We start from the raw sequence: 22,806 nt of genomic DNA on the forward strand, positions 1-22,806 counted from the left end.
GACACACAGATGACACGCCCCATCCCCGCCACGCACAGCCAGCTCGACCAGCTGCTCACCGGACTGGTGGACCGGGTCGCCGAGGTCGACCACGCCGTCGTGCTCTCCGAGGACGGACTGGTCGTCAGCAAGTCCACCGCTTTCCTGCGCGACGACGCCGAGCGGCTCGCGGCGACCGCGTCCGGCCTGATGAGCCTCAGCAAGGGCGTCAGCATGGACTTCCGCGGCGGTCCCGTGCGCCAGTTGCTCATCGAGATGGGCAACGCCTTCCTCATCCTCACCAACGCCGGCCCCGGCGCCAACCTCGCCGTGCTGACCCGTCAGGGTGCCGACGTCGGCGTCGTCGCGTACCAGATGAACATGCTGGTGAAGAAGATCGGCGAGCACCTCAGCGCGGCCCCACGCACCGGTGCCGTCGCGGCCGACAGCGGCGAGTGAGGTGAACGGAGGCGATGCGGCGGGCCGGCTGGTTCGCCCGTTCACCCTGACGGGCGGCCGGACCCGGCCCGCCCGTGGCGACTTCACCCTCATCACCATGGTGGCGGCCGTGGACCCGCAGCCGGCCGGCGGCACCCGGCCCCAGCCGGAGCACGCCCGCATCCTCAGACTGTGCGCGAGACCGATCGTGGTGGCGGAGCTGGCGACGGGCCTCGACCTGCCGGTCAGCGTGGTCGCCATCATGCTCTGCGACCTGCTGGAAGCGGGCCGGATCAGTGTGCGCCAGCCGCGCCTGATCTCCCGCACCCCCGACCTGGACCTGCTGAAGAAAGTGAGGGACGGTCTTGGCCGGCTCTGACCCCCAGGGGATCTCGGCTCCCGACACGGTGAAGATCCTCATCGCCGGAGGGTTCGGCGTCGGGAAGACGACCATGGTCGGCTCGGTCAGCGAGATCGTCCCGCTGCGCACCGAGGAACCCCTCACGACGGCCGGTCTCGACGTCGACGACCTCGACGGCATTCCCGAGAAGCACGCCACCACGGTGGCCCTCGACTTCGGCCGGATCAGCATCGGCCAGGACCTCGTGCTCTATCTGTTCGGCACGCCCGGACAGCAGCGGTTCTGGTTCATGTGGAACGACCTCGCGATCGGCGCCCTGGGCGCCGTCGTCCTGGTCGACGTGCGCCGGCCCGAGTCCAGCTTCGCCGCCATCGACTTCTTCGAGCGCCGCAAGATCCCGTTCGTCATCGGCGTCAACGGCTTCCACGGCGAGCACCCCTACGAACCCGACGTGATCCGGGAGTCCCTGGCGCTGCCGGAGAACACCCCCGTCCTGCTCTTCGACGCCCGTGAACGCGCCTCCTGCCGCGACGTCCTGATCGCCCTCCTGGACCAGCTGATCGCCGCGTCGGCCCGCTGAGGCCGGTGGCCCTACGGGCGGACCTCCTCGCGGACCAGACCGGCCACATGGTCGGTGATGGTGTCGAGGATGTCCGCCCAGGCCGCGTCGTCGCCCAGGACCAGGAAGTTGAGGGTGAGGCCGTCCGTCATGGCGGCCAGATAGCGGGCCAGCACCGGCACGGGCACCGTCAGTTCGAACCCCATCGTCCGGCGCAACTGCTCGATCAGATCGGCGTAGGTGACGCGGTACATCTCGTACTGCCGCCGCGCCAGGTGCTCGAACCCGGGCTCCCGCAGGGCGTACTGGGTCAGTTCGTAGGTGAGCATGTGCTCGCCCGGGTGGGCGGACACATGGTCCCAGTACGCCTGGAAACCGGCCCGGACGGTCTCCCTGAGCGTCTCCCTCGGCCGGATCGCCTCCCGCACCAGGGACACGTAGTGCCCGGTGATGGTGGTGATGACGGACTCGATCAGCTCCTGCTTCGACTCGAAGCAGTAGTGGAAGACGCTCAGGGACACGCCCGCCTCGGCCGCGATGGACCGGGTCGTCGTCCTGGGGACGCCGTCCCGGGTCATCGCGCGGATCGCGGCCTCGGTGAGCTGTCTGCGTCGCTCGGCCGACGGCAGGCGTGCCATGTGGATCCCTTTCCCCCGTGGAATGCGGTCAGCTGCTGTAGACGCCGACCTCGTAGAGGGAGTAACCCCAGTCCGTACCGCGGTCGGTCCCCAGCATCCGAACATATCTGGCCGTCACCCCGGAGAACTTGGCGGTGTCGAGTCCGCCGTCACCCGAGGTGGTGGACCACACCGTCTTCCAGGTCGAGCCGTCGGTGGAGACGTCGATCTGGTACGCCTTGCCGTAGGCCCGTTCCCAGTCCAGGGTGACCTTCCGGATCGTGTGCGAGGTGCCGAGGTCCACCTTCCACCACTGGGAGTCGCTCCAGTCGCTCGCCCAGCGGGTGCCGCCGTCGCCGTCCACGGCCCGGCCGGGCTGGTAGCTGGTGACGGGGTTCGACTCGGACGCGCTGGCCGTCGCCGTCTTCCCCTTGGCCAGGTTGACGCCCGCCTGGTGGTCCTCGGAGGAGCCCCAGGTGCCGAGGTAGGATTCGGCGCCCTTGAAGAGGTCGTCCACGACGCCCTGGCCGCTGGTCTGCCGGATGTCCTCGATCCAGTCGGGGATCATGCCGACGTGGGCCGCGCCGTCGGTGTTGTAGTCGAAGGTGCGCTGACCGGTGGTCTGCCTGTCCACGGTCGAGCCGCCGTCGGCGGTCTTGAAGGGGTACTTCACCGGGTTGGAGGTGTTCGCGCCGCGCGGGGCGGGGTGGTCGCCGATGCCGTTGAAGTCCGTGCCGTAGCCGTAGCCCACGTCGTACTTCGTGCGCAGCGCGTCGGTGCGCGCGGCCTCCTTGCCGAACTCCTCGGAGCCGTGCATGTACTGGGCGACGAAACCGCCGAGGGAGTAGACCCGCTCGGTCCAGTTCAGGTCCATCCAGCTGTGCGAGGAAATGACGCCCGGGTAGGACGCGGCCTCGAACATGTCCAGGACCTGGCCGGTGGCCTTGACGCTCATGTGGTCGATCTCGAGCATCATCTTGCGCTTCATCATGCCCTGCACGGCGTACTCGCCGAGATCGGTGAGCCCGCGCACGTTGCACTGCGCGTTGTCGTCGTACTCCGGCACCTCGGTGCCCTCGGGCAGATCCTGCTCGGCCTTCGTCGCCGCGTCGCCGATCGGGTTGTCCTTCTGCGGGCCCTTGCACTTCTCCGTCTGCCAGAAGGTGCCCGTCGACAGGAACTGGCCGACGTTGATCGCCGTACCGAGACCGTGCTCGTCGAAGCGGACGCCGCACAGCGCGTTGTCGAACTTGTGGCACAGGAACATGCTGCGCACGCCCAGGCCGTACAGCTCGTCGAGGCCCTTGTCGATGTCGGCCTTGCTGCACTGCGCGATGTCGAGGATCTGCTTGCAGCCGAACGGCTCCGAGGTCTCCACACCGAGGACGACGGCGAGCTTGCCCTGCTTGATCACCTCACGGGCCTGCGCGCTGTCGGTGACGATCCGGAACCAGCCCTTGCCGGCGCCGCCGTACTGCTTGTCGATGTAGTCCTGCAGGTCGTACGTCAGCTTCGCCTGCAGCCGGATCGAGGTCATCTCGTCGCAGCTGCGGTCCTTGAACGGGTAGATCGAGCAGATCATCCCGTTGGTCACCAGGTCGTTGACCAGCACCCGCTGGCCGCCCCGCCAGGCGCGCTCGATCCAGGCGTAGTAGTTGGCCTGGTGCGTCATCGAGTCGTACGCCGGCCAGTCCTTGAACGTCGGGTAGCCGACCGGGTCGTGCTTGCCGTCGCCGCCGTGGGTGATGTAGTCGAAGATCGCGAGGCTGCCGTCGGGGTAGTGCTCGGGACAGTCCTTCAGCGCGTCGGCGATGCCGGACGTGGAGAAGACCTTGCCGCAGATGAGCCGGCCGCCGAACGCCTCGTTGGAGAACAGGTGGTTGTGGGCGTCGACGAACCCGCGTACGTCACCGGCAGAGTCGGTCCCCTTGAACGGCTCGCCCGTCACGTTGATCTGCGCGTCGGGCGCCGGCCGTGAGGTGGGCAGCCACCAGTCGCCGGCCGCGGCCGCACTGGACGACGGACTGAGCAGCATGCCCATCGTCGTGAGGAACAGCGCCAGCACCATGAGGGGTCTGCGTCTGTCATGGGCGCGTGGAGTCCTGGTCATCACTCACGTCCTCGGTCAGGGGGATGCACGGTCGATCGGCCAGACCGTTCCGGGACGCGGTGAACACCCACGACGCCGTAGTCCGTTTGTCATGGCTGGCACAAGCGATGTGACGAGAATCGCCACTGCGATGATCCGAGTCAAGAGTCCGGGACGCTTGACCTGATGCCACCCGTTGCCCTAGGGAGCGTGAACACTTCGTCAACTTCTCCGGTGTGCGCGGGGGTTGGGCCGGCGTCGTAGAGGCCCCTGACCCTCCTGCGGGCCCCCGCGCCGTGGTCGGCACGGGGGAGGGGCCGGCGGCGGGCGGCGCGCCCGGGCCGGCCGGGAGCCTTCCCGGCCGGCCCGCGGCCTGCTTCGCCCCGACCGGGAACCCGGACGTGGATCAGGCGGGGGAGTCGGCCGCCGGGACGGTGGCGGCGGCGCCCTCCGGGCTCCCGGCGGGCCCGGGTACGGCGGGGAGTGGGGCGGGGGTCCGCCGGCGGCCGGCCAGGCGGCAGCCGAGGCACTCCGGGTGGCCGCCGCGCGCGGAGCGGTCGCGGACCCGCAGGCTCCACTGGTCGCGGGGGCGGGGGCCTGGCGGCTTGCCCCAGCCGACGAGGTGCAGGCCCCAGGTGACCAGGAGGGCCAGCGCCGAGACCGCGGCGCCCAGGACGAATCCGGGGGTCCAGCCGCAGACGCCCAGACCGAGGAGCGCGGACCCCGTGGTGCCTATGGCGGTGCCGGTCCAGCCGGCGACGGTGTGGCCCTCGTCGTGAAGACTCACGTGTGTGCTCCCTTGACGTGCGCCGCGTCGTGCCACGGCATGCCGCGGCCACACCCGCGGCGCCGGACTATGATGTCTTAGTAAGTAAGGAATATAGCTTGCCCCGGAGGCAACTTCAATGGAGCCCGAACGCCGCCCCACCGTCCCGGAGGCGATCAGCGCCATGGACGGCCTGATCGCCACGATGATCGTCGGCCAGCAGGAGTTCGCCCGGAGATTCGGCCTGAGCGTCACCGACCTCGTGTGCTTCGCGTACGTCATGGAGGCCGGGGACGCACCGGTCACGGCCGGTGACCTGGCGCAGCGCGCGCATGTCACCACCGGGGCGGTCACCGGCATCCTCAACCGTCTGGAACGCGGCGGGTTCGTGACCCGGCAGCCGGACCCCGCCGACCGCCGCCGCGTCCGGGTGGTCGCGGTCCCGGACGTCGTCGAGCGGGTGGTGACGGTCTACGGCCCGTTCTACGCCCGCCTCGCCGAGCTGTTCGCCCGCTACTCGCCCGATGAACTGGCCCTGCTCACCGACTGGTTCGGGCGCGCGGAGGAACTGGCCCGGGGGTATCTGGACGAGTCCCGCTAACGCGGGTCTCTGGGGGAGTCCGGGATTCCCCGGGTGCCGGGTGCCGGGTACGGGGGGTGCCGGGTTTCCGGGTGGTGGCTCTCAGGACAGCGGTGCCGTCGAGCCCCTGATCACCACCCGGCAGGGGAGCGTGTCGATGCCGGTGCTCGGGGTGCCGGCGATCGCGGCGAACAGGGCGTGGGCGGCCACGCGGCCGACCTGTTCGAGGTTCATGTCGACGCTGGTCAGCGGCGGCCGCGAACCCGCGGTCATGATCTGCCAGTTGTCGAATCCCATGACGGCGATGTCGTCGGGCACCCGGTGGCCGCGCTCGCGCAGCACCTCCATGACGCCCCGGGCGATCTGGTCGCTCCCGCACAGGACCGCGTCGATGTCGGGGTGGCGGTCCAGCAGCAGGGTGGTGGCGGCCCGCCCCCACCCCTCCGACCAGTCCCCGAACCGCGGTTCGCCCACCAGGGCGAGACCGGCGTCGGCGAGCGCGGCCCGCGCCCCGTCGGCGCGGTCCCGCGCGGCGAGGTAACCGGGGTCGCCGGTGATGTGGGCGATCCGGGTGCGGCCGCAGGCGAGGAGATGGTCCACGGCGATCCGGCCGGCACCGACGCTGTCCGGGACGACGGAGAAGTCCTCCGGGTCGTCGGAGGGGGCGTAGGCGTAGACGACCGGGACGGGCAGCTCGCGGCCCAGCGACGGGCGGGGGTCCGTCCGGCTGCCCACCACGATCAGGCCGTCGACGCGGCGGCCCAACAGGGCGCGCAGATGGTGCTGTTCGCGGATCGCGTCACCGCGCGCGTCGCACAGGAAGACCGCCACCTCGCCCGCGCCGAACGCGTCCTCGGCACCCATCAGGATCGGTATGCCGAACCTGCCCTCCAGGTCGCTGGTGAGCAGCCCCACGGTGCCGGTGCGTCCGGCGAGCAGGCCGCGGGCCACCTGGTTGGGCCGGAACGACAGCCGCTCGGCGGCCTCGACCACGCGCTGCCTGGTCTCCGCCCGGACCTGGCTGCGACCGTTGAGCGCCTTGGACGCCGTGGCGATCGAGACGCCCGCCAGCCGCGCGACGTCGCCGAGGGTGGCGGGCTGCGTACGAGAGGGGCCGGTGGCCTGTGCCATGAGTGATCTCCTGTCTCGCCCCGCGTGCCGACCTCGCCGAGGATGACACGCGCCACCCGCAAGCGTACGGGAAACGTTTCGGTCGTGGGACTGCCACGGGTTTCAGCACGGCGCCGTCGCCGGCTGCCGAGAACCGCTTTCTGCAAGGGGATTGACGAGTATTCGGGTCCGCCCTAGCGTCTCAGAAAGCCTTTTCGGTCTTCTTTCGTTCCCGTTGTGCGTCCGCTGCTCGTCCGGTGCCGGCGACCGCCTGACCGCCGGCCGGTCCGTCTCTCGGTTCAGCGCCACCACATCCATCGTCCCGACCGGCGGGCCCCGCGCGGCCCGCCGCGACACAAGGGGGATCGACCATGGGGAGCACGGTCGGGCCGCGTGGCCGCACGAGCCGTTTCGTCACCGGTGCCGTCGCACTGCTCACCGCCGCGACCCTGGCCACGGCCTGCGGATCGGGGAACGGCGACGCGCGGGGCGACGGCGGCGGCGCGGCGAACGCCACCGGCGTGGACGACGGCGCCACGCTCACGATGTGGACGCGCGCGGCGACCAGGCCGCAGAGCGAGGCCCTGGTCGAGGCGTACAACGCGAGCCACCGGAACAAGGTCGAGCTGACCGTCGTCCCCACCGACGACTACCAGGCCAAGGTCGGGGCCGCCGCCGGTTCCCGGGACCTGCCCGACCTGTTCGCCTCCGACGTGGTCTTCGTCCCGAACTACACCTCCAGCGGCCTCTTCGCCGACCTCACCGAGCGGGTGGACGCCCTGCCCTTCGCCGACGACCTGGCCCGGTCGCACATCGAGGCAGGCACGTACGAGGACAAGAAGTACGTGGTGCCGCACACCCTCGACCTCTCGGTCCTCTTCTACAACAAGGACCTCTACCGGAAGGCGAAGCTCGACCCGGACGATCCGCCCGCCACGCTGGGCGAGTGGGACGAGCAGGCGCGTGCGGTGGACGCCCTCGGCGGAGGCGTCGACGGCACCTTCTTCGGCGGCAACTGCGGAGGCTGCGGGGTCTTCACCTGGTGGCCGTCCATCTGGGCCGCGGGCGAGGAGGTGCTGAACGAGGACGGCACCGGGGCGCGCCTGGCATCCGCCACCGCCAGGAAGGTCTACGACACCTACCGGGGCTGGGTGGACGACGGCATCGTGGCACCCGGGGCGAAGGACGAGACGGGCACGACGTGGACCGGCGTCTTCCCGAAGGGCAAGGTGGGGATCATGCCCATGCCGTCGACCACGCTCGGGCTGATGCCGAAGGATCTGGACCTCGGGGTCGCCCCCATTCCCGGCCCGGACGGCGGCCGGTCCACCTTCGTCGGCGGTGACGCGATCGGCATCGCCGCGACCAGCGGGAAGGCCGACCAGGCGTGGAACTTCCTCGCCTGGACCCTCGGCGACACGGCACAGGTCGACATCGTCGCCGCGCACAAGGACGTGGTGGCCCGCACCGATCTCGCCTCCAACAAGTACTCCGACGCCGACCCCCGGCTCGTCGCCGTCAACGAACTCGTCGCCGACGGACGGACCCCGTACGCCCTGAAGTTCGGCCAGACGTTCAACGACCCCAACGGGCCCTGGCTGTCGCTGATGCGCGATGCCGTCTTCGGCGACGGGGCGTCGCTGGAGGAGGACAACGAGGCGGTCACCGAGTCGCTCGCCGACTGAGAACTGAGACCGGATCGCCCGACTTCCGGGTCCCGGGCAGCGCGCCCCGGTCTTCGCCCGCGAGGCGGCCGCCGGGCCCGGCACCCGGGACCACTGCCCGGGTCGGCCCCCGGGACCACTGCCCGGGCCGGCCCCCGGGACCACTGCCCGGGCCGGCACCCGGGACCCGGAACCCTCCACCGGTCCGGCACCGGGCCCCCGCCGGACCCGGTGCCAGGGCCCCCGCCCGGACCCGCCGAACGGGAGATCGCCCGAGGCCCGCCGCCGCGCGGACGTCGTCCACGGCCCGCGCGACAACCGGGTGAGGCACCCGGCGCCCCGCCCCTCCCGCCCCCCCCGTACCCCCAGACCGTCAGCGAAGGAGAGACATGCAGGTGAAGGTGGCCGGGCCCGCGCGGACCGCGCATCCGCACCGGCCGGAACACCGGGACCCTCCGCCGCGCGCGTCCGTGCCCCGGTGGCGGTCCCGCAGGGCGCGGGGCCTGGCCTACGCGGCCCCCACCGCCGTGTTCGTCACGGTGTTCTTCCTGCTGCCCCTCCTGCTCGTGGGGCAGATGTCGCTCAGCGACTGGCCGCTCCTCGCCGGGGACCGGGGCCTCAACGCCCCGGAGAACTTCAGGGGCATCACCGACGCCCCGCTGTTCTGGCCCGCCGTCCGCTTCACCCTCCTCTACACGGGGGTCGTCACCGTCGTCCTGCTCGGCCTGGCACTCCTGCTCGCCCTGCTCGTCCAGGAGTCCCGCCCGGGCGCCGGCTTCTTCCGTACCGTCTACTTCCTGCCCAGCGCCCTCGGTCTCGCCTCCGCGTCCCTGCTCTTCTGGGGGCTGTACAGCCCGACCACCGGCCCGCTCGGCGACCTCCTCGCCACGCTCGGCCTCACCGACGACGAGGTGTCCTTCCTCGGCACCCCGACGGCCGCCCTGCTGTCGACGGTGTTCCTGATCGTCTGGAAGTTCGCCGGCTTCTACATGCTGATCCTGCTGGTGGGCCTGCAGCGCATCCCGCACGAGGTGTACGAGGCGGCGCGGACCGACGGCGCGAGCCGCTCCCAGATCTTCCGCTCCATCACCCTGCCCCTGCTGCGACCGTCGCTCGCGCTGACCCTCCTGCTGTGCGTGACCGGATCGCTGCTCGCCTTCGACCAGTTCTTCGTCCTCACCAAGGGCGGCCCCGACAACAGCACCGTCACCGTCGTGCAGTTGATCTACCGCGAGGCGTTCCAGCGGCTGGACCTCGGCACCGCGGCCGCCCTGTCGATCATCGTGCTGGCCGTCCTGCTGCTGCTCAACGCCGTCCAGTTCCGCGGTCTGCGCCGCGCCGACGAGCCATGACACCCACCGCCGTACCCCCGTCGACCGCCACCCCGCCGAGGAGAAGGGACACCACCGTGCTCACCCGCGCCCTGGGCCGGACGCCCCACTACGTCGTCGCCGGCGGCCTGGCCGTCATCTTCCTGTTCCCCCTGCTGTGGAACGCCTGGGCCTCGGTCAGCGGACAGCCCGGCACCGCGCAGGAGTCCGGGTACGGCCTCGGCAACTACCGCACACTCCTCCACTACGACGCCGGCCTGGGGCGCTACCTCCTCAACAGCACGGTCGTGTCCGCGCTGACGGTCGCCCTCACCCTCGGCGTCTCCCTGCTCGGCGGCTACGCCTTCGCCCGCTTCGACTTCCCCGGCAAGAACCTGCTGTTCCTGCTGACCCTGGCCGTCCTCATGGTCCCGTACGCCACCCTCCTCATCCCCCTCTACGTCCTGCTCGGCCGGCTGCACCTGCAGAACTCGCTGGTCGGGCTGAGCCTGGTCCTGGCCCTGTTCCAACTGCCGTTCGCCACCTTCATGATGCGGATCTCCTTCGAGGCGGTCCCGCGCGAACTGGAGGAGTCGGCGCTGGTCGACGGCTGCGGTACGGCGGGCGCGCTGCGCCGGGTGCTGCTCCCGGCGGTCCGGCCGGGGCTGATCACCGTGGGCCTGTTCGCCTTCCTCGCGGCCTGGAACGACTTCATCGCCCCCCTGATCCTCATCTCCGACAGCGAGAAGGCTCCCCTGCCGCTCGCCGTGGCCAATCTGCGGCAGCAGAGCATGGGAGCCGTCGACTACGGCGCGACCGAGGCGGGCGTGGTGGTCCTCGCCGTGCCCTGCCTGCTGCTGTTCCTGCTCCTGCAACGGCACTACATCCGGGGCTTCATGTCCGGCGCACTCAAAGGCTGACGCGCCCGCGCGACGCGCCGGCGCATCCGCCCGGACCCGTCGGCGCGGACGGCCCACCGACGACCGAAGGGACGAACCGGAGGCATGAACAGGTGAGGGAGAACGCGGTCACGTCGACCGTCCTGCCGGTGGCGCCGACCCGTGGCCGGCTGCGGCCGCTCGGCCTCGACGAGGTCCGGATCACCGGCGGGTTCTGGGCACGACGACGCCACACCAACACGACCGTCACGCTCGGCCACTGCCGCGACTGGATGGACCGTGTCGGCTGGACCGGCAACTTCCGGGCCGCCGTCGAGGGCCGGATCGTACGGGACCGGCGCGGCCGGGAGTTCGCCGACTCCGAGATCTACAAGCTGCTCGAAGCCATGGCCTGGGAGGCCGCGAACGGTGACCCCGCGCTGCGGGGCGGGCCGGTCCCCTCCGCGTCCGGCCCGCTGGACGCCCGGATCACCGCCCTCACCGACCTCGTCGCCCCCGCCCAGGACCCGGACGGCTATCTGAGCACCGCGTTCGGACGCCCGGGACAGCCCGCCCGCTACAGCGACCTCGAAGAGGGCCACGAACTGTACTGCCAGGGCCACCTGGTGCAGGCCGGTGTGGCCCAGGCACGTGCGCGGGGCGAGGGCGAACTCGCGAAGATCGCCCAGCGGGCCGCCGACCACGTCTGCGCCACCTTCGGGCGGGGCGGCGTCGAGGCCGTCTGCGGCCATCCCCAGATCGAGTCGGCCCTCGTCGAACTGGCCCGGCTCACCGGCCGGCAGCGCTACCTCGACCAGGCCGCCCTTTTCGTCGAACGGCGCGGCCACGGCACCCTGGCCGAAGGGGAGTTCGGCCGTGCCTACTTCCAGGACGACGTCCCCGTCCGCCGGGCCACGGTCCTGCGCGGGCACGCCGTCCGCGCCCTCTACCTCGCCGCCGGAGCCGTCGACGTGGCCGTGGAGACCGGCGACGACGCACTGCTCGCCGCCGTCGTACGCCAGTGGGAGGCCACGGTCGCCCGCCGCACCCACCTCACCGGCGGCATGGGCTCCCACCACCGCGACGAGTCCTTCGGCGCCGACTTCGTCCTGCCCCCGGACCGGGCCTACGCGGAGACCTGCGCGGGCGTCGCCTCCGTGATGCTCGGCTGGCGGCTGCTGCTGGCCACCGGCGAACCCCGCTTCGCGGACCTCGTCGAACGGACCCTGTTCAACGTCGTCGCCACCTCCCCGTCCGAGGACGGCCGGTCCTTCTTCTACGCCAACACCCTGCACCGGCGCCACCGGGGCGCCGCCCCGCGCGCGGACGCCGACAGCCCCCGCGCCGACTCGGGGCTGCGAGCCCCCTGGTTCGCGGTGTCGTGCTGCCCGACCAACGTGGCGCGGACCCTGGCGCAACTGCCCGCCTACCTGGCGACGGCGGACGACGAGGGGGTGCAGCTGCACCAGTACGCCGACGCCGATCTCGCCACCTCCCTCACCGGCGGCCGGGCCGTCGCCCTGGAGGTCCGCACCGGCTACCCGTCGGGCGGGACCGTGACCGTCCGGATCGTCCGCTCCCCGGCCGGCCCCTGGACCCTGTCGCTGCGGGTGCCCGGCTGGGCGGCGGGCGCCCCCGCGTCCCTGGTCGACCCCGACGGCGTACGCCGCCCGGTCGCCCCCGGCACGGCGGCCGTCACCCGTGTCTTCCGGCCCGGTGAGGAGGTGAGGCTCCACCTGCCCGTCGCCCCGCGCTGGATCCACGCCGACCCCCGCATCGACGCCGTACGCGGCACGGTGGCCGTCCAGCGCGGCCCGCTGGTCTACTGCGCCGAGTCCGTGGACCTCCCGGACGGTCACGAGGTCGACGCGATCCGGGTGGACACGTCCACGGCCCCCGAGGACGGGCCGGCCGGGGACGGCACGGTCGTGGTCGCCGGGGAGGTGGCCGTCCGCGGCGCCGACGGGGACGAGGCGGCCTGGCCGTACGCACCGCACGGGCCGACCACCGCACCGCGCCCCGGCGAGCCCGCCGGGATCGTCCTCGTGCCGTACCACGCGTGGGCCGAGCGGGGCCCCTCGACGATGCGGGTGTGGCTGCCGACCGCGGACGAGAACCCCGCGGCCCCGGACGACGGCACCGCCGCGGGGCGGTAGCGGTGCGCGGACCACGTTCGAGGCACCTCCCTGACCGCCGGGTGACTCCTGCCCCGCCCGACCGGCCACCCGCATTCCACACCCTCAACACCCCCACACACCCAGCCCCCCACCCTTCGACGCACGATCGGAGTCGAGAAGCATGTCCCAACCCCCCACCCGCCGCAGGCTGCTGACCCTCGCGGCCGGAGCGGCGGCCGCCGGCCCGCTCGCCCAGGCCACCTCACCCGCGCACGCCGCACCGCCCGCACGAGGCGTACCGGCCGCCGCGCCGGCCGCGCCGCCCGTCCCCGCCACCTGGTCGGCTCAGCCGTTCGCGCTCGATCAGGTCACCCTCGGGGACGGGGTGTTCCGAGCCAAGCGCGACCTGATGCTGAACTACGCCCGGACCTACCCGGCCGACCGTGTCCTGGCCGTGTTCCGTGCCAACGCCGGTCTCGACACCCGGGGCGCCCGGCCGCCCGGCGGCTGGGAGACCTCCGACGGCAATCTGCGCGGCCACTACGGCGGGCACTTCCTGACGCTCATCGCCCAGGCGTACGCGGACACCCGGGAGCCGGCCCTGAAGACCAAGCTGGACCATCTGGTCACGGCGTTGGGGGAGTGCCAGACGGCCCTGGCCGAGCGGGGCACACCGAGACCGAGTCACCCCGGCTTCCTCGCGGCGTACCCGGAGACGCAGTTCGTCCTCCTGGAGAGCTACGCCACGTACCCGACCATCTGGGCGCCCTACTACACCTGCCACAAGATCATGCGGGGCCTCCTCGACGCGCACACCCTGGCCGGGAACGCGCAGGCCCTGGCCATCGTCTCCCGGATGGGCGACTGGGTGCACAGCAGGCTGGGCGGGCTGCCCCGGGCCCAGCTGGAGCGCATGTGGTCCCTCTACATCGCCGGTGAGTACGGCGGCATGAACGAGGTGCTGGCCGACCTGTACGCCCTCACCGGCAGGGCGGAACACCTCGCCGCCGCCCGCTGCTTCGACAACACCGCGCTCCTCGACGCCTGCGCCCAGGACCGGGACGTCCTCGACGGGCGGCACGCCAACCAGCACATCCCGCAGTTCACCGGGTATCTGCGGCTGTTCGACGAGACGGGGGAGGAGCGGTACGCCGAGGCCGCGCGGAATTTCTGGGACATGGTCGTGGGGCCCCGGACGTACAGCCTGGGCGGTACGGGACAGGGGGAGATGTTCAAGGCGCGGGGCGCCGTCGCGGCCACCCTGGACGACAAGAACGCCGAGACCTGCGCCACCTACAACATGCTGAAGCTCACCCGACAGCTCTTCTTCCGCGAGCCGGACGCGGCCCGCACGGACTACATGGACTACTACGAGCGGGGCCTGACCAACCACATCCTCGCCTCCCGCCGGGACACCGCGAGCGCGAGCAGTCCGGAGGTCACCTACTTCGTCGGCATGGGCCCGGGGGTCGTGCGCGAGTACGGCAACACCGGCACCTGCTGCGGCGGCACCGGCATGGAGAACCACACCAAGTACCAGGACTCGGTGTACTTCCGCTCCGCCGCCGGCGACGCGCTGTACGTGAACCTGTACCTCGCCTCGACGCTGCGGTGGCCGGAGCGCGGGCTCGTGATCGAGCAGACGAGCGGTTATCCGGCCGAGGGCGTCCGCACCCTGACCTTCCGGGAGGGCGGCGGCACGCTCGATCTCAGGCTGCGGGTGCCGTCCTGGGCCACGGGCGGGTTCACGGTCACGGTCAACGGGGTCCTCCAGCAGGCCGAGGCCGTACCCGGGTCGTACCTCACCCTGCGCCGGAACTGGCGGCGCGGCGACCGGGTCGCCGTCTCGGCGCCGTACCGGCTGCGGGTGGAGCGGGCGCCCGACGACCCCACCGTGCAGTCGGTGTTCTTCGGGCCGCTGCTGCTGGTCGCGCGGAGCCCGGAGGCCGGGCTGCGGACCTTCTCGTTCTACAAGGACTTCACCCTGCGCGGCGATCTCGCGGACGCGGTCCGCCCGGAGGGCAGACCCCTGCACTTCACCACGCACGGGCTCACCCTCGCCCCCTTCTTCATCGGCGACGACCTCCGCTACCACGCCTACTTCAGGCGCTCCGAGCCTCTCATCGTGTTCGGCGCGGCCGGCTCGGGTGTCCCCAACCGGGCCCGGGCGGACCGGCTGACGTTCCTCGACGTCCTCTGGGCGCGGGCGCCCTTCCCCACGTCCGACGCCTTCGTGACGGCCGTACGGACGCTCGCCGACGGCTGGGTCTCCGAGGGCCGGTTCACCGGCGCGGAGCGGGACGCGGTGGTCGCCGCGGCGGTCCGTGCGGGCCTTCGGCGCTGACCACGTGTGCCACCACGCGCGTCACCACGCGTGCGAACATTCGCGGCAATGTGCATGACACATGCGCGCAGGGTTGACGTGCGCGTAGTCGGATGGGTTCATGGGAGCGCTCCCATGGATTCATCTCCACCCCCACCTCTCTTTGATGCCTGAGCTTCTCGGCGCCCACCCCCACCTGGAGTCGCGATGAGAACTGGACGAAGCACGCAGCGAAGAAACCCCCTCGGCACCCTGTTGGCAGGGCTCGCCGGTCTGATCGGACTCGCCCTCCTCGGCGTTCTGGCCCCGGCCGTGGCGCTGGCCCAGTCGGCGCCCGACGCCCGGGCCACCGGCCTGCACATCAGCGACGGCCGTCTCGTGGAGGGCAACGGCAACGACTTCGTGATGCGCGGCGTCAACCACGCCCACACCTGGTACCCGGGCCAGACGCAGTCGCTGGCCGACATCAAGGCGCTCGGCGCCAACACCGTCCGCGTCGTCCTCTCCGACGGCCACCGCTGGACGAAGAACAGCGCCGCCGACGTGGCGAACGTCGTCGCGCGGTGCAAGGCCAACCGGCTCATCTGCGTCCTGGAGGTGCACGACACCACCGGCTACGGCGAGGAGGCCGCGGCCGGGACGCTCGACCACGCGGCCGACTACTGGATCAGCCTCAAGGACGTCCTCGCCGGCGAGGAGAACTACGTCATCGTCAACATCGGCAACGAGCCCTGGGGCAACACCGACCCCGCGGGCTGGGCCGCGCCCACCAAGGCCGCCGTGCGGAAACTGCGGGCCGCCGGCCTCGAGCACACGATCATGGTGGACGCCCCCAACTGGGGTCAGGACTGGCAGGGCGTCATGCGCGCCAACGCCCGGTCCGTGTACGAGGCCGACACCACCGGCAACCTCATCTTCTCGATCCACATGTACAGCGTCTTCGACACCGCCGCCGAGATCAACGACTACCTGAACGCCTTCGTGGACGCCCGACTGCCCCTGCTCATCGGCGAGTTCGGGGGACCCGCCGACCAGTGGGGCGATCCGGACGAGGACACCATGATGGCCGCCGCCGAGCGGCTGGACCTCGGCTACCTGGCCTGGTCCTGGAGCGGCAACACCGACCCGGTCCTCGACCTGTCGATCGGCTTCGACCCCGACCGGCTCAGCTCCTGGGGCGAGCGCATCTTCAACGGCGCCGACGGCATCGCGCGGACGGCGAAGGAAGCCACGGTCTTCGGCGGCGGCACCCCGGGCGACACCCGGGCGCCGACCACCCCCGGCACCCCGGCCGCCTCCGCGGTGACGGCGACCGCCGCCACGCTGACCTGGACCGCCGCCACGGACGACACCGGTGTCACCGCCTACGACATCGTCCGGGTGAGCGGCTCCACCGAGAGCAGGATCGCCTCCTCCACCACCAACTCGGCGACCCTGACCGGTCTCACGGCCGGCACGGCATACACCTTCGCCGTCTACGCCCGTGACGCCGCCGGGAACCGGTCGAACCGTTCGGGCACCGTGAACGTCACCACGGACCAGGGCGGCGGCACCCCGGCCGGGGACTGCTCGGTGACGTACCGGGCCACCAACGAGTGGCCGGGCGGCTTCCAGGGCGAGATCGTCATCCGCAACACCGGCACCACCGCCGTCAGCGGCTGGACCCTCGCCTTCGCCTTCGCCGACGGCCAGACCGTCGGCACCATGTGGGGCGGGACTCCCACGCAGAGCGCCGGATCGGTGAGCGTGAAGCCCGTCTCCTACACCTCCACCATCCCGGCCGCGGGCTCGGTGACGGTCGGCTTCATCGGCACCAAGGGCGCCAAGAACACCGCGCCGACGGCCTTCACGCTCAACGGGGCTGCCTGCGCAGGCAGTTGACCGCTCCGACGAGCCGGCCGGGACACCGGCCGGCCGGCACGACCGGCGGGGGACGCTCACGGCCCCCGCCGGTCCCGTCATCAGCCCCGCACCAGCTCGATCCGGTACGTCCGGGTCCGGGAACCGTCCTCGCCGCGCACCGTGACCACGGCCGAGGCCCCGCCGGAGGTGCCGTCGCGGTCCACGGTGACGGTCGCGTACGGGTCGCGCGCCGTCGCCGTGACCTCCGCCCGGCCCGGGTCGTCGGTGACGACCCGGTAGTCGGTGGTGCCGGGGTCGAAGGAGGCGACCGGCTTCCCGTCGACCTCGACGGAGGAGGCGGCGGCGTCGGAGGAGACACCGGGGGCCTTGGCGTACACCTCGATCTCGCCCATGGTGATGTAGCCGCCCTGCCGCGCGGTCATGACCACCCGCACACCGGTCACCGGGCCCGCGTCGAGGGGGACGTCGATCACCGGGGTGCCCTCGGTGCCGACCGCGACCGGCCCGCCCGCGTCGGTCCACGGGCCGTCGGCCGTCTTCCTGACCTGCACCTTCAGGCTCTGCGGGAAGGAGACGTTGGTGCCGTCCCGGTGGAAGTGGGCGACGACCCGGCTCAGGTCGCGGGCCTTCGGCAGGCCGAAGGTGAGGGTGTCGGACGGGTTCTTGGTGCCCGACCTCCAGTTGGACCACGCCTTCTCGGCGGTGTTGCCGTTGCGCAGCCGCTCGGCGGAGTAGCCGCTCTCGGTGTAGGTGGCGGCGACGGTGACACCCGCGTCGGGCGCGATGTTGGTCTCCGAGGCCCTGGTCACCTGGACGCGGACGGTCGCGTCGACCGTGGAGCCGTCGACGACCTCCGCCCGGCCGGTCAGGGTCACGACCCCCGTCTCGTCGAACGCCCCGTCGGCGGCCCGGTCCCAGATCACCGGGAGGGCGGTGCGTCCGCCGTCCCGGCCGACGCCGGTGACCGTGGCCGGGAGCTCCGGCTCGCCCCCCTCGTAGGTCTTCGCGCGGCCGGGGACGGTCGAGGCGATCGTGTCGACGGTGACCCGGGCCTCCGCGGGGATCTTCCGGCCGAGGACGTCGGTGGCCTCGCCCTTGACGCGTACGGTCCCGGACTTGCGCCACTTGCGGTCCGCCGGCAGCTCCCACACCACCGGCAGGGAGCCCCGAACGCCGTCGCGGACCACCGGGGTCACCGTCTCCGGCAGCTTCGGCCGCAGCCCCGGGACGGTGAACGCCTCGGCCCGCTCGGTGCTCAGCACGGTCTCGTCGCTCACGGCCCAGAGCTGGTTGGCCGCCGAGGTCGGGGTGTACGTCGACACCTTGGCGCCGTCGGCCGAGGACTGCCCGGTGACGTCGAGGAGACGGCCGGTGGCGGCGTTCACCAGCGTCCAGTTGCCGTCCCCGGTGGTCGACATGAGCCACTGCGCGGCGGCGGGGACCTCACCGGCCCCCGCTGCTTCGAGGACGGCCTGGTTGTCGCGCACGGCGAGCCGCCCGCCGGTGTCCGCGTTGGTCAGGGCGTAGCGCTCACGGTTGCCGGTGCCGGAGGTCAGCTGCTCCACCGACCACAGCTGCCGGGCGCTCGCGGCGTCGGTCGTGCGCAGGACGACACCGGTGCCGTCGGGCGACGGGGTGAAGGACTTGCCGCTCTGCGTGCCCTGGAGGCGGTAGACATGACCGGGCTGGACGAGGGCGGCATCCTTGTCCGCGCCCCGGACGCCCTCGACCAGGAACGTGGTGACGGACTTGGCGGGGACGTCGAGGGTGGCCGAGCCGCCGGTCACCGCGACCGGGGTGCCCTTCACGAGGGCGCCGCCCGCGCTCGTCACGACGGGGGTGACGGTGGCGTCCGCGTCGATCTTGCGGAAGCGGGAGAGGTCCAGGGTGACGGAACGGGCGGTCGTGCCGCCGTTCACGTGGACCACGGTGGCCGAACGGCCCGACTTCCTGACGGCGGCGACGCTGGACGGGTCGTCGACCTTCACGAAGTGGTCGCCGGGCCGGATGTGATGGGTGAAGTTCCGGATGGTGTCGAACTTGGAGTTGGCCCGGATCGGGCAGGTCTCCAGGGTGTCCGTGGCCGTGCAGTTGAACGGGATGTGGATGCTGCCCCAGTTCTTGCCCGCCGCGGCCTGCGGCAGCGCGTCCTCGACCGGCTGCCAGAACACCCAGGCGGAGGGCTCCAGTTCACGCATGTCGTCGACCATGCGGCCGGCGATGCCGAGGCCGGGCTCCATGCTCGTGAAGTCGCTGCCGGTGCCCCAGGTGCCCTCGACCTCGCTCATCCAGAGCTTCTTGTCCGCGCCCTTGGCGATGTCGCGCGCGCTGGTGCGCATGCCGGTGCCGTAGGTGTGCACGTTGAGCTGGGGGACGGCCGCCCGTGCGGAGGCGTCGTAGGCGTTCCAGTTCTGGGTGAAGATCGTCGGGTTGGTCTCGTCCATCGCCGAGATCCGGGCGTCGGTCCTCGCTCCGCGCAGTGCCTTCTCCAGGGCGAGGAGCACCTTCTGCTGGAGGGCGGGACCCGCGTGCGCGCCTTCCTGACGGCCGCCGGTGGGCTGGCCGTTCGCGCCGATCTGGGTGCCCCAGTAGTTGGTGTTGGGCTCGTTCAGCGGGGCGATGGTGTCGAAGTCGATACCGTGCCGCTTCTCCATCTCCTCGGTGACCCGCACCAGGTAGGCGGCGAACTCGTCGACGCGGTCCGCGCGGATCTGGTCCGTGTTCGCGTCGAAACCGCCGGAGACGTAACCGCTGACGGTCTGGAACCAGGGCGGCGAGTTGCTGAACGCCTCCCACTTGGTGATCTTGTCCTTGACCTGGTCCACCCACCAGCGCTGGCCCGGGTCGGCGTTCCAGTCCCAGTGGTCGGGGTTCTCCGGATCCCACCACTCCATGTCCTGGCGGGTGGTGCCCGGCGGGGCCTTCCAGAAGCCGTCCATCGTCGCGCCGGTCTTCATGTAGTCCTTGCGGACGTCCGGTGCGTTGCCGCCGCCGATGTTGTAGCGCGCGATGTTGAGACGGAGCCCGTCCTCACCGAACAGCATGTCGACGAGGCGTCTTCGGACGGGCTCGGGGTAGCCGCCCGTGGCGTTGGCGAACCAGACGAGGCTGGTCCCCCATCCCTCGAACTCCTGCTGCCGGTACGAGGGATCGATCCGGACGGTGACGGAGTTCCGCACCGGGGCCGTCGTGTCCGCGGCGGCCGGCGGGGCCGCCGTCAGACCGGCACCCAGCACGAGGGGGACCACGGGCGCCAAGGCCCTGACGATGCGATGTCGTGGGGTCACGACACTCCCTTCCACAACACGGGGCGAACGCCGTTTCGTTGACATGGCCAAAACACGTGCTTAGCATTCAGGAAACTGAAAGCGCTTTCTAGTCCTCGTTGTTCATGGATTCGCCCGACCGGCCGCACGGTCCGAGAACGTCCTCCACCCGTCCCGGGAGAAACCGTATGAGGTCGTCACGTACCGTCGGCGCGCCCGGACGGACCGGCACCGCCGGAGGGACCGAACGCCCCGCCCCGACCGCCGCCACCGCCGATCGGTTCCCGCTGTACGCCCGCACGGCGCGCCCGTTCCCCGGCGGCACGGTGGCCGGGCCGCGCACCGGAACGCCGGGTGCCTGAGCAAGTCCTCCTCCCCCCCACGAAGCACAGGAGAGAGCCCGATGAACTCACCGCGCACGAAGGTGGTCCTGGCCGCGCTGACGGCCGCGCTGCTCACCGGACCCGGTGTCGCACAGGCGGCGCCGCAGGCCGCGCCCGTTCCCCGGACGCAGGCCGCCGCGGCCACCATCAGCTGGACCCTCGTCCGGGCGGCCAATCCGACGCAGGACCAGCGCTCGGCGTACACCCTGATCACCTCGGCCATGAACGCGGCGGTCGCCCGCTACAACAACCTCAGCGACCTCGGCAAGAACATCACCGTCCGCTACGAGCCCGGCGTCCCCACGGCCGACGGGAACCTCAACGGGACCATCCGCTTCGGCAGCAACCGCAGTTACATGAACGAGCGGACCGCCCTGCACGAGATCGCGCACACCATCGGCGTGGGCACCAGCTCCGGCTGGTCCCGGCTGGGCGGCAGCGGCACCTGGACCGGCGCGCGGGCGACGGCGCTGGTGAGGCAGTACGACGGCGCGAGCGCGAAGATCTCCACCGGCGGCGGCCACTTCTGGCCCTACGGCCTCAACTACGACAACGAGTACTCCACGACCGCGGCCGACCGGCACGTCCGGATCGTCGCCGCGATGGTGTCCGACGGGCTGTGAACCGCGGCCGCTGCAGCGGGAGTCGGTGCCTGATGACAAAGGCGCTCGCCGTGGCTGCGTTGTTGTGAGCACGGGGCGGTGGGGCCCGCGCCGCGGTCCTACCGTCCCAGCATGAACACGAGTCGCAGGAGAGGAAAGACCTTCAGGGCGCTGCGGGGCGTCGCGCCGGCGGTGCTGCTGACCGTCGGGGCGCTCACCGCAGCCGCCCCCGACGCGCGGGGCACGCAGACGCGGACCGAGACGGCCGTGGCGTCGACCAGCCCGGTCCGGGAGGTGACGGAGACGACGGTGCGGGTGCGGGCGCCGCTCCCGGCGTCCTTCGGGGCCCGGCCGGCGGCGTGCGACTGGCTGTCGTACCTGCGCTACCGCTCCTCCGGCGGACCGGCCGCCTCGGCCGACGCCGACCGGATCCTCGTCGCCCAGCCGGGCATCCTGGAAGGCGCCGGCGCCTTCGACAGCGTCGCCCGCAACACCGTGGCACGCGCCGCCGCCCAGGGCCGGCACATCGAGTTCTGGGCCCTGGACCGCCGCTCCAACTGCCTGGAGGACCGCACCGGGGTGGCCTACGGCGACCAGCGCACGGCCGTCGACTACTACTACCGCGACAAACCGGTCGCGGGCCGCACCTTCGACGGGTTCCTCGGCAACGGCGACCTGGCCTGGATGGCGCGGCTCGGCGTCGAGCGGACCGTCCGCGACCAGTACGACCTGCTCACCGCCGAACTGCCCGACCCGCGGGTGCGCGCGCGGAAGGTGCTGTGCGGCGGCCACTCCCTGGGCGGTGTCGTCACCGGGTACTTCGCGACCGCCGACTTCGACGGCGACCCGGCCACCACGGCGGACGCCGGACACCGCCAGTGCGCCGGCTACTTCGCCCTCGACACCACCGTCTCCACCTCCCTCGGGGACCTGAGCGGCAGCATCCCGGACGACACCGATCTGCCCGACGTCGGCCTCGGCCACGGCGCCGTGCAGGCCGGCCTCGACAGCGGACTGCTGCCGCGCTCGCTGTCCGCGCCGGTGCTCCTCAACCCGGAGACGATGACGCTGCTCGCCATCGCCGCCATGGGCGCGCTGCAGGACCCGGACGGCGAGGCGACCCTGCCGGACCAGTTGCCCCGCACCGCCAACATCGACCTCACCAACCGGTTCCTGTTCTCCGAGGACACTGCCGCCTTCCTCTCCGGCACCCCGGCGGTACGGGACTTCCGGCTCACCAACGAGGCCGTCCTCGGCGCCCTGATGGACGACCACTCCGTACCGCTGGCCTTCCTGCAGAGCAGCGTGGGCTTCTTCGACGGCGGGCCGGTCGTCGACAAGAACTTCCCCGCCGCCAACGGGAGCGGGGCACAACCGGCCCTGTTCGGCCGCGAGTACAAGGCCATCCCCGACCGGCCGGGCGGCCCGCTCTACACCTGGCGGAACTACGACCGCGTCGGCGACGCCGACGACCCCGGGTACCGGTCCGCCGATGGGACGCCCTTCACCGACGCGGGCAAGGAGGTCACCGACATCCAGGAACTGGCCCGCAGCATGGCCCGGCAGCCGCTGGACTTCACCGAGCAGTACTTTCCGACGAAGCTGGTCACCGATCTCCAGCTGGCGGATTCGCCCCAGGTGAAGCGGCTCGTCGTCCACCCGGACGGGCTCACCGCCCACCCGACGCTCACCGTGCTCGCGGGCGACGGACTGCTGGCGGGCCGGGTCCCGGCCGGCCTGGATCCCGTGATCGCCGACGGCTACCAGCACCTGGACGTGCTGACCGCCGCGCCGACCCGGAACGACGGCCGTCCCGAGCCGGTCTCCGCGAGCCTGACGGAGTTCGCGCGGGACCCGGCGTAACCGGCGCCCTCGTCACCCTCGTGCAAGAAGGGCCCGGG

General features: G+C 71.9%; 18 protein-coding genes. 13 read left to right on the top strand and 5 right to left on the bottom strand.

All coding sequences use genetic code 11. From position 1 onward, the window contains the following. Positions 1 to 9: 9 nt before the first annotated feature. The 3 genes from PYR72_RS40480 to PYR72_RS40490 are packed head-to-tail and all read left to right on the top strand — an operon-like array spanning position 10 to position 1,358. The gene (locus tag PYR72_RS40480) at positions 10 to 438 is read left to right on the top strand and encodes a roadblock/LC7 domain-containing protein (protein ID WP_013005296.1); all 429 of its coding nucleotides are present in this window, start codon (positions 10 to 12) and stop codon (positions 436 to 438) included. 1 nt (position 439) lies between these two features. Next, positions 440 to 796 carry a DUF742 domain-containing protein gene (locus PYR72_RS40485; protein WP_275459892.1) on the top strand — a complete coding sequence of 119 codons (357 nt, stop codon included), beginning with the start codon at positions 440 to 442 and terminating at the stop codon, positions 794 to 796. Beyond that, a complete protein-coding gene (locus PYR72_RS40490; protein ID WP_275459893.1) occupies positions 783 to 1,358 on the top strand; it encodes an ATP/GTP-binding protein in 576 nt (191 codons plus the stop codon). Before PYR72_RS40485 ends, PYR72_RS40490 begins: the two co-directional genes overlap by 14 nt. Positions 1,359 to 1,369: 11 nt before the next feature. Here PYR72_RS40490 and PYR72_RS40495 read toward each other — a convergent pair whose 3' ends face one another. The 3 genes from PYR72_RS40495 to PYR72_RS40505 all read right to left on the bottom strand — a co-directional run bounded on the left by PYR72_RS40495 (position 1,370) and on the right by PYR72_RS40505 (position 4,830). Continuing rightward, positions 1,370 to 1,975 carry a TetR family transcriptional regulator C-terminal domain-containing protein gene (locus PYR72_RS40495; protein WP_275459894.1) on the bottom strand — a complete coding sequence of 202 codons (606 nt, stop codon included), beginning with the start codon at positions 1,973 to 1,975 and terminating at the stop codon, positions 1,370 to 1,372. 28 nt (positions 1,976 to 2,003) lie between these two features. Next, a complete protein-coding gene (locus PYR72_RS40500; protein ID WP_275459895.1) occupies positions 2,004 to 4,064 on the bottom strand; it encodes a discoidin domain-containing protein in 2,061 nt (686 codons plus the stop codon). 385 nt (positions 4,065 to 4,449) lie between these two features. Continuing rightward, entirely contained in the window at positions 4,450 to 4,830 is a 381-nt protein-coding gene (locus tag PYR72_RS40505; RefSeq protein WP_275459896.1) for an HGxxPAAW family protein, read from the bottom strand. Between the two features lie 118 nt (positions 4,831 to 4,948). On the opposite strand from PYR72_RS40505, the gene PYR72_RS40510 reads away from it, so the two are divergent. Beyond that, a complete protein-coding gene (locus PYR72_RS40510; RefSeq protein WP_275459897.1) occupies positions 4,949 to 5,410 on the top strand; it encodes a MarR family transcriptional regulator in 462 nt (153 codons plus the stop codon). A gap of 81 nt (positions 5,411 to 5,491) precedes the next feature. Here PYR72_RS40510 and PYR72_RS40515 read toward each other — a convergent pair whose 3' ends face one another. Then, on the bottom strand, positions 5,492 to 6,520 hold the full coding sequence (locus PYR72_RS40515; RefSeq protein ID WP_275459898.1) for a LacI family DNA-binding transcriptional regulator: 1,029 nt from the start codon (positions 6,518 to 6,520) through the stop codon (positions 5,492 to 5,494). Between the two features lie 350 nt (positions 6,521 to 6,870). On the opposite strand from PYR72_RS40515, the gene PYR72_RS40520 reads away from it, so the two are divergent. From PYR72_RS40520 to PYR72_RS40545, 6 genes are all read left to right on the top strand, one after another. Then, positions 6,871 to 8,184, top strand: coding sequence for a sugar ABC transporter substrate-binding protein (locus PYR72_RS40520; RefSeq protein WP_275459899.1), 1,314 nt, complete (start codon positions 6,871 to 6,873; stop codon positions 8,182 to 8,184). A gap of 368 nt (positions 8,185 to 8,552) precedes the next feature. Beyond that, positions 8,553 to 9,515 carry a sugar ABC transporter permease gene (locus tag PYR72_RS40525; protein ID WP_275459900.1) on the top strand — a complete coding sequence of 321 codons (963 nt, stop codon included), beginning with the start codon at positions 8,553 to 8,555 and terminating at the stop codon, positions 9,513 to 9,515. A gap of 56 nt (positions 9,516 to 9,571) precedes the next feature. After that, positions 9,572 to 10,393 (top strand): carbohydrate ABC transporter permease, encoded by an 822-nt coding sequence (locus PYR72_RS40530; protein ID WP_343245567.1) that lies wholly within the window; start codon positions 9,572 to 9,574, stop codon positions 10,391 to 10,393. A 92-nt stretch (positions 10,394 to 10,485) separates the two neighbouring features. After that, a complete protein-coding gene (locus PYR72_RS40535; RefSeq protein WP_275459902.1) occupies positions 10,486 to 12,507 on the top strand; it encodes a beta-L-arabinofuranosidase domain-containing protein in 2,022 nt (673 codons plus the stop codon). 142 nt (positions 12,508 to 12,649) lie between these two features. Further along, positions 12,650 to 14,812: a beta-L-arabinofuranosidase domain-containing protein gene (locus PYR72_RS40540; protein ID WP_275459903.1), complete on the top strand. Its 2,163-nt coding sequence runs from the start codon at positions 12,650 to 12,652 to the stop codon at positions 14,810 to 14,812. Between the two features lie 186 nt (positions 14,813 to 14,998). After that, complete coding sequence (locus PYR72_RS40545) at positions 14,999 to 16,672, top strand: cellulase family glycosylhydrolase (protein ID WP_275459904.1); 1,674 nt, start codon at positions 14,999 to 15,001, stop codon at positions 16,670 to 16,672. An 80-nt stretch (positions 16,673 to 16,752) separates the two neighbouring features. On the opposite strand, the gene PYR72_RS40550 is transcribed toward PYR72_RS40545, so the two are convergent. After that, on the bottom strand, positions 16,753 to 19,902 hold the full coding sequence (locus tag PYR72_RS40550) for a glycoside hydrolase (protein WP_275460645.1): 3,150 nt from the start codon (positions 19,900 to 19,902) through the stop codon (positions 16,753 to 16,755). A 206-nt stretch (positions 19,903 to 20,108) separates the two neighbouring features. On the opposite strand from PYR72_RS40550, the gene PYR72_RS40555 reads away from it, so the two are divergent. The 3 genes from PYR72_RS40555 (at position 20,109) to PYR72_RS40565 (ending at position 22,768) form a co-directional block, all read left to right on the top strand. Next, on the top strand, positions 20,109 to 20,282 hold the full coding sequence (locus PYR72_RS40555) for a hypothetical protein (protein WP_275459905.1): 174 nt from the start codon (positions 20,109 to 20,111) through the stop codon (positions 20,280 to 20,282). 41 nt (positions 20,283 to 20,323) lie between these two features. Next, the gene (locus PYR72_RS40560) at positions 20,324 to 20,926 is read left to right on the top strand and encodes a hypothetical protein (RefSeq protein ID WP_275459906.1); all 603 of its coding nucleotides are present in this window, start codon (positions 20,324 to 20,326) and stop codon (positions 20,924 to 20,926) included. Positions 20,927 to 21,037: 111 nt separating this feature from the next. Then, the gene (locus tag PYR72_RS40565) at positions 21,038 to 22,768 is read left to right on the top strand and encodes a hypothetical protein (protein ID WP_275459907.1); all 1,731 of its coding nucleotides are present in this window, start codon (positions 21,038 to 21,040) and stop codon (positions 22,766 to 22,768) included. The last annotated feature ends 38 nt before the right edge of the window (positions 22,769 to 22,806 follow it).

This window comes from Streptomyces sp. VNUA24, from assembly GCF_029167005.1.
In the GTDB taxonomy this organism is placed as follows: Bacteria; Actinomycetota; Actinomycetes; order Streptomycetales; family Streptomycetaceae; genus Streptomyces; species Streptomyces scabiei.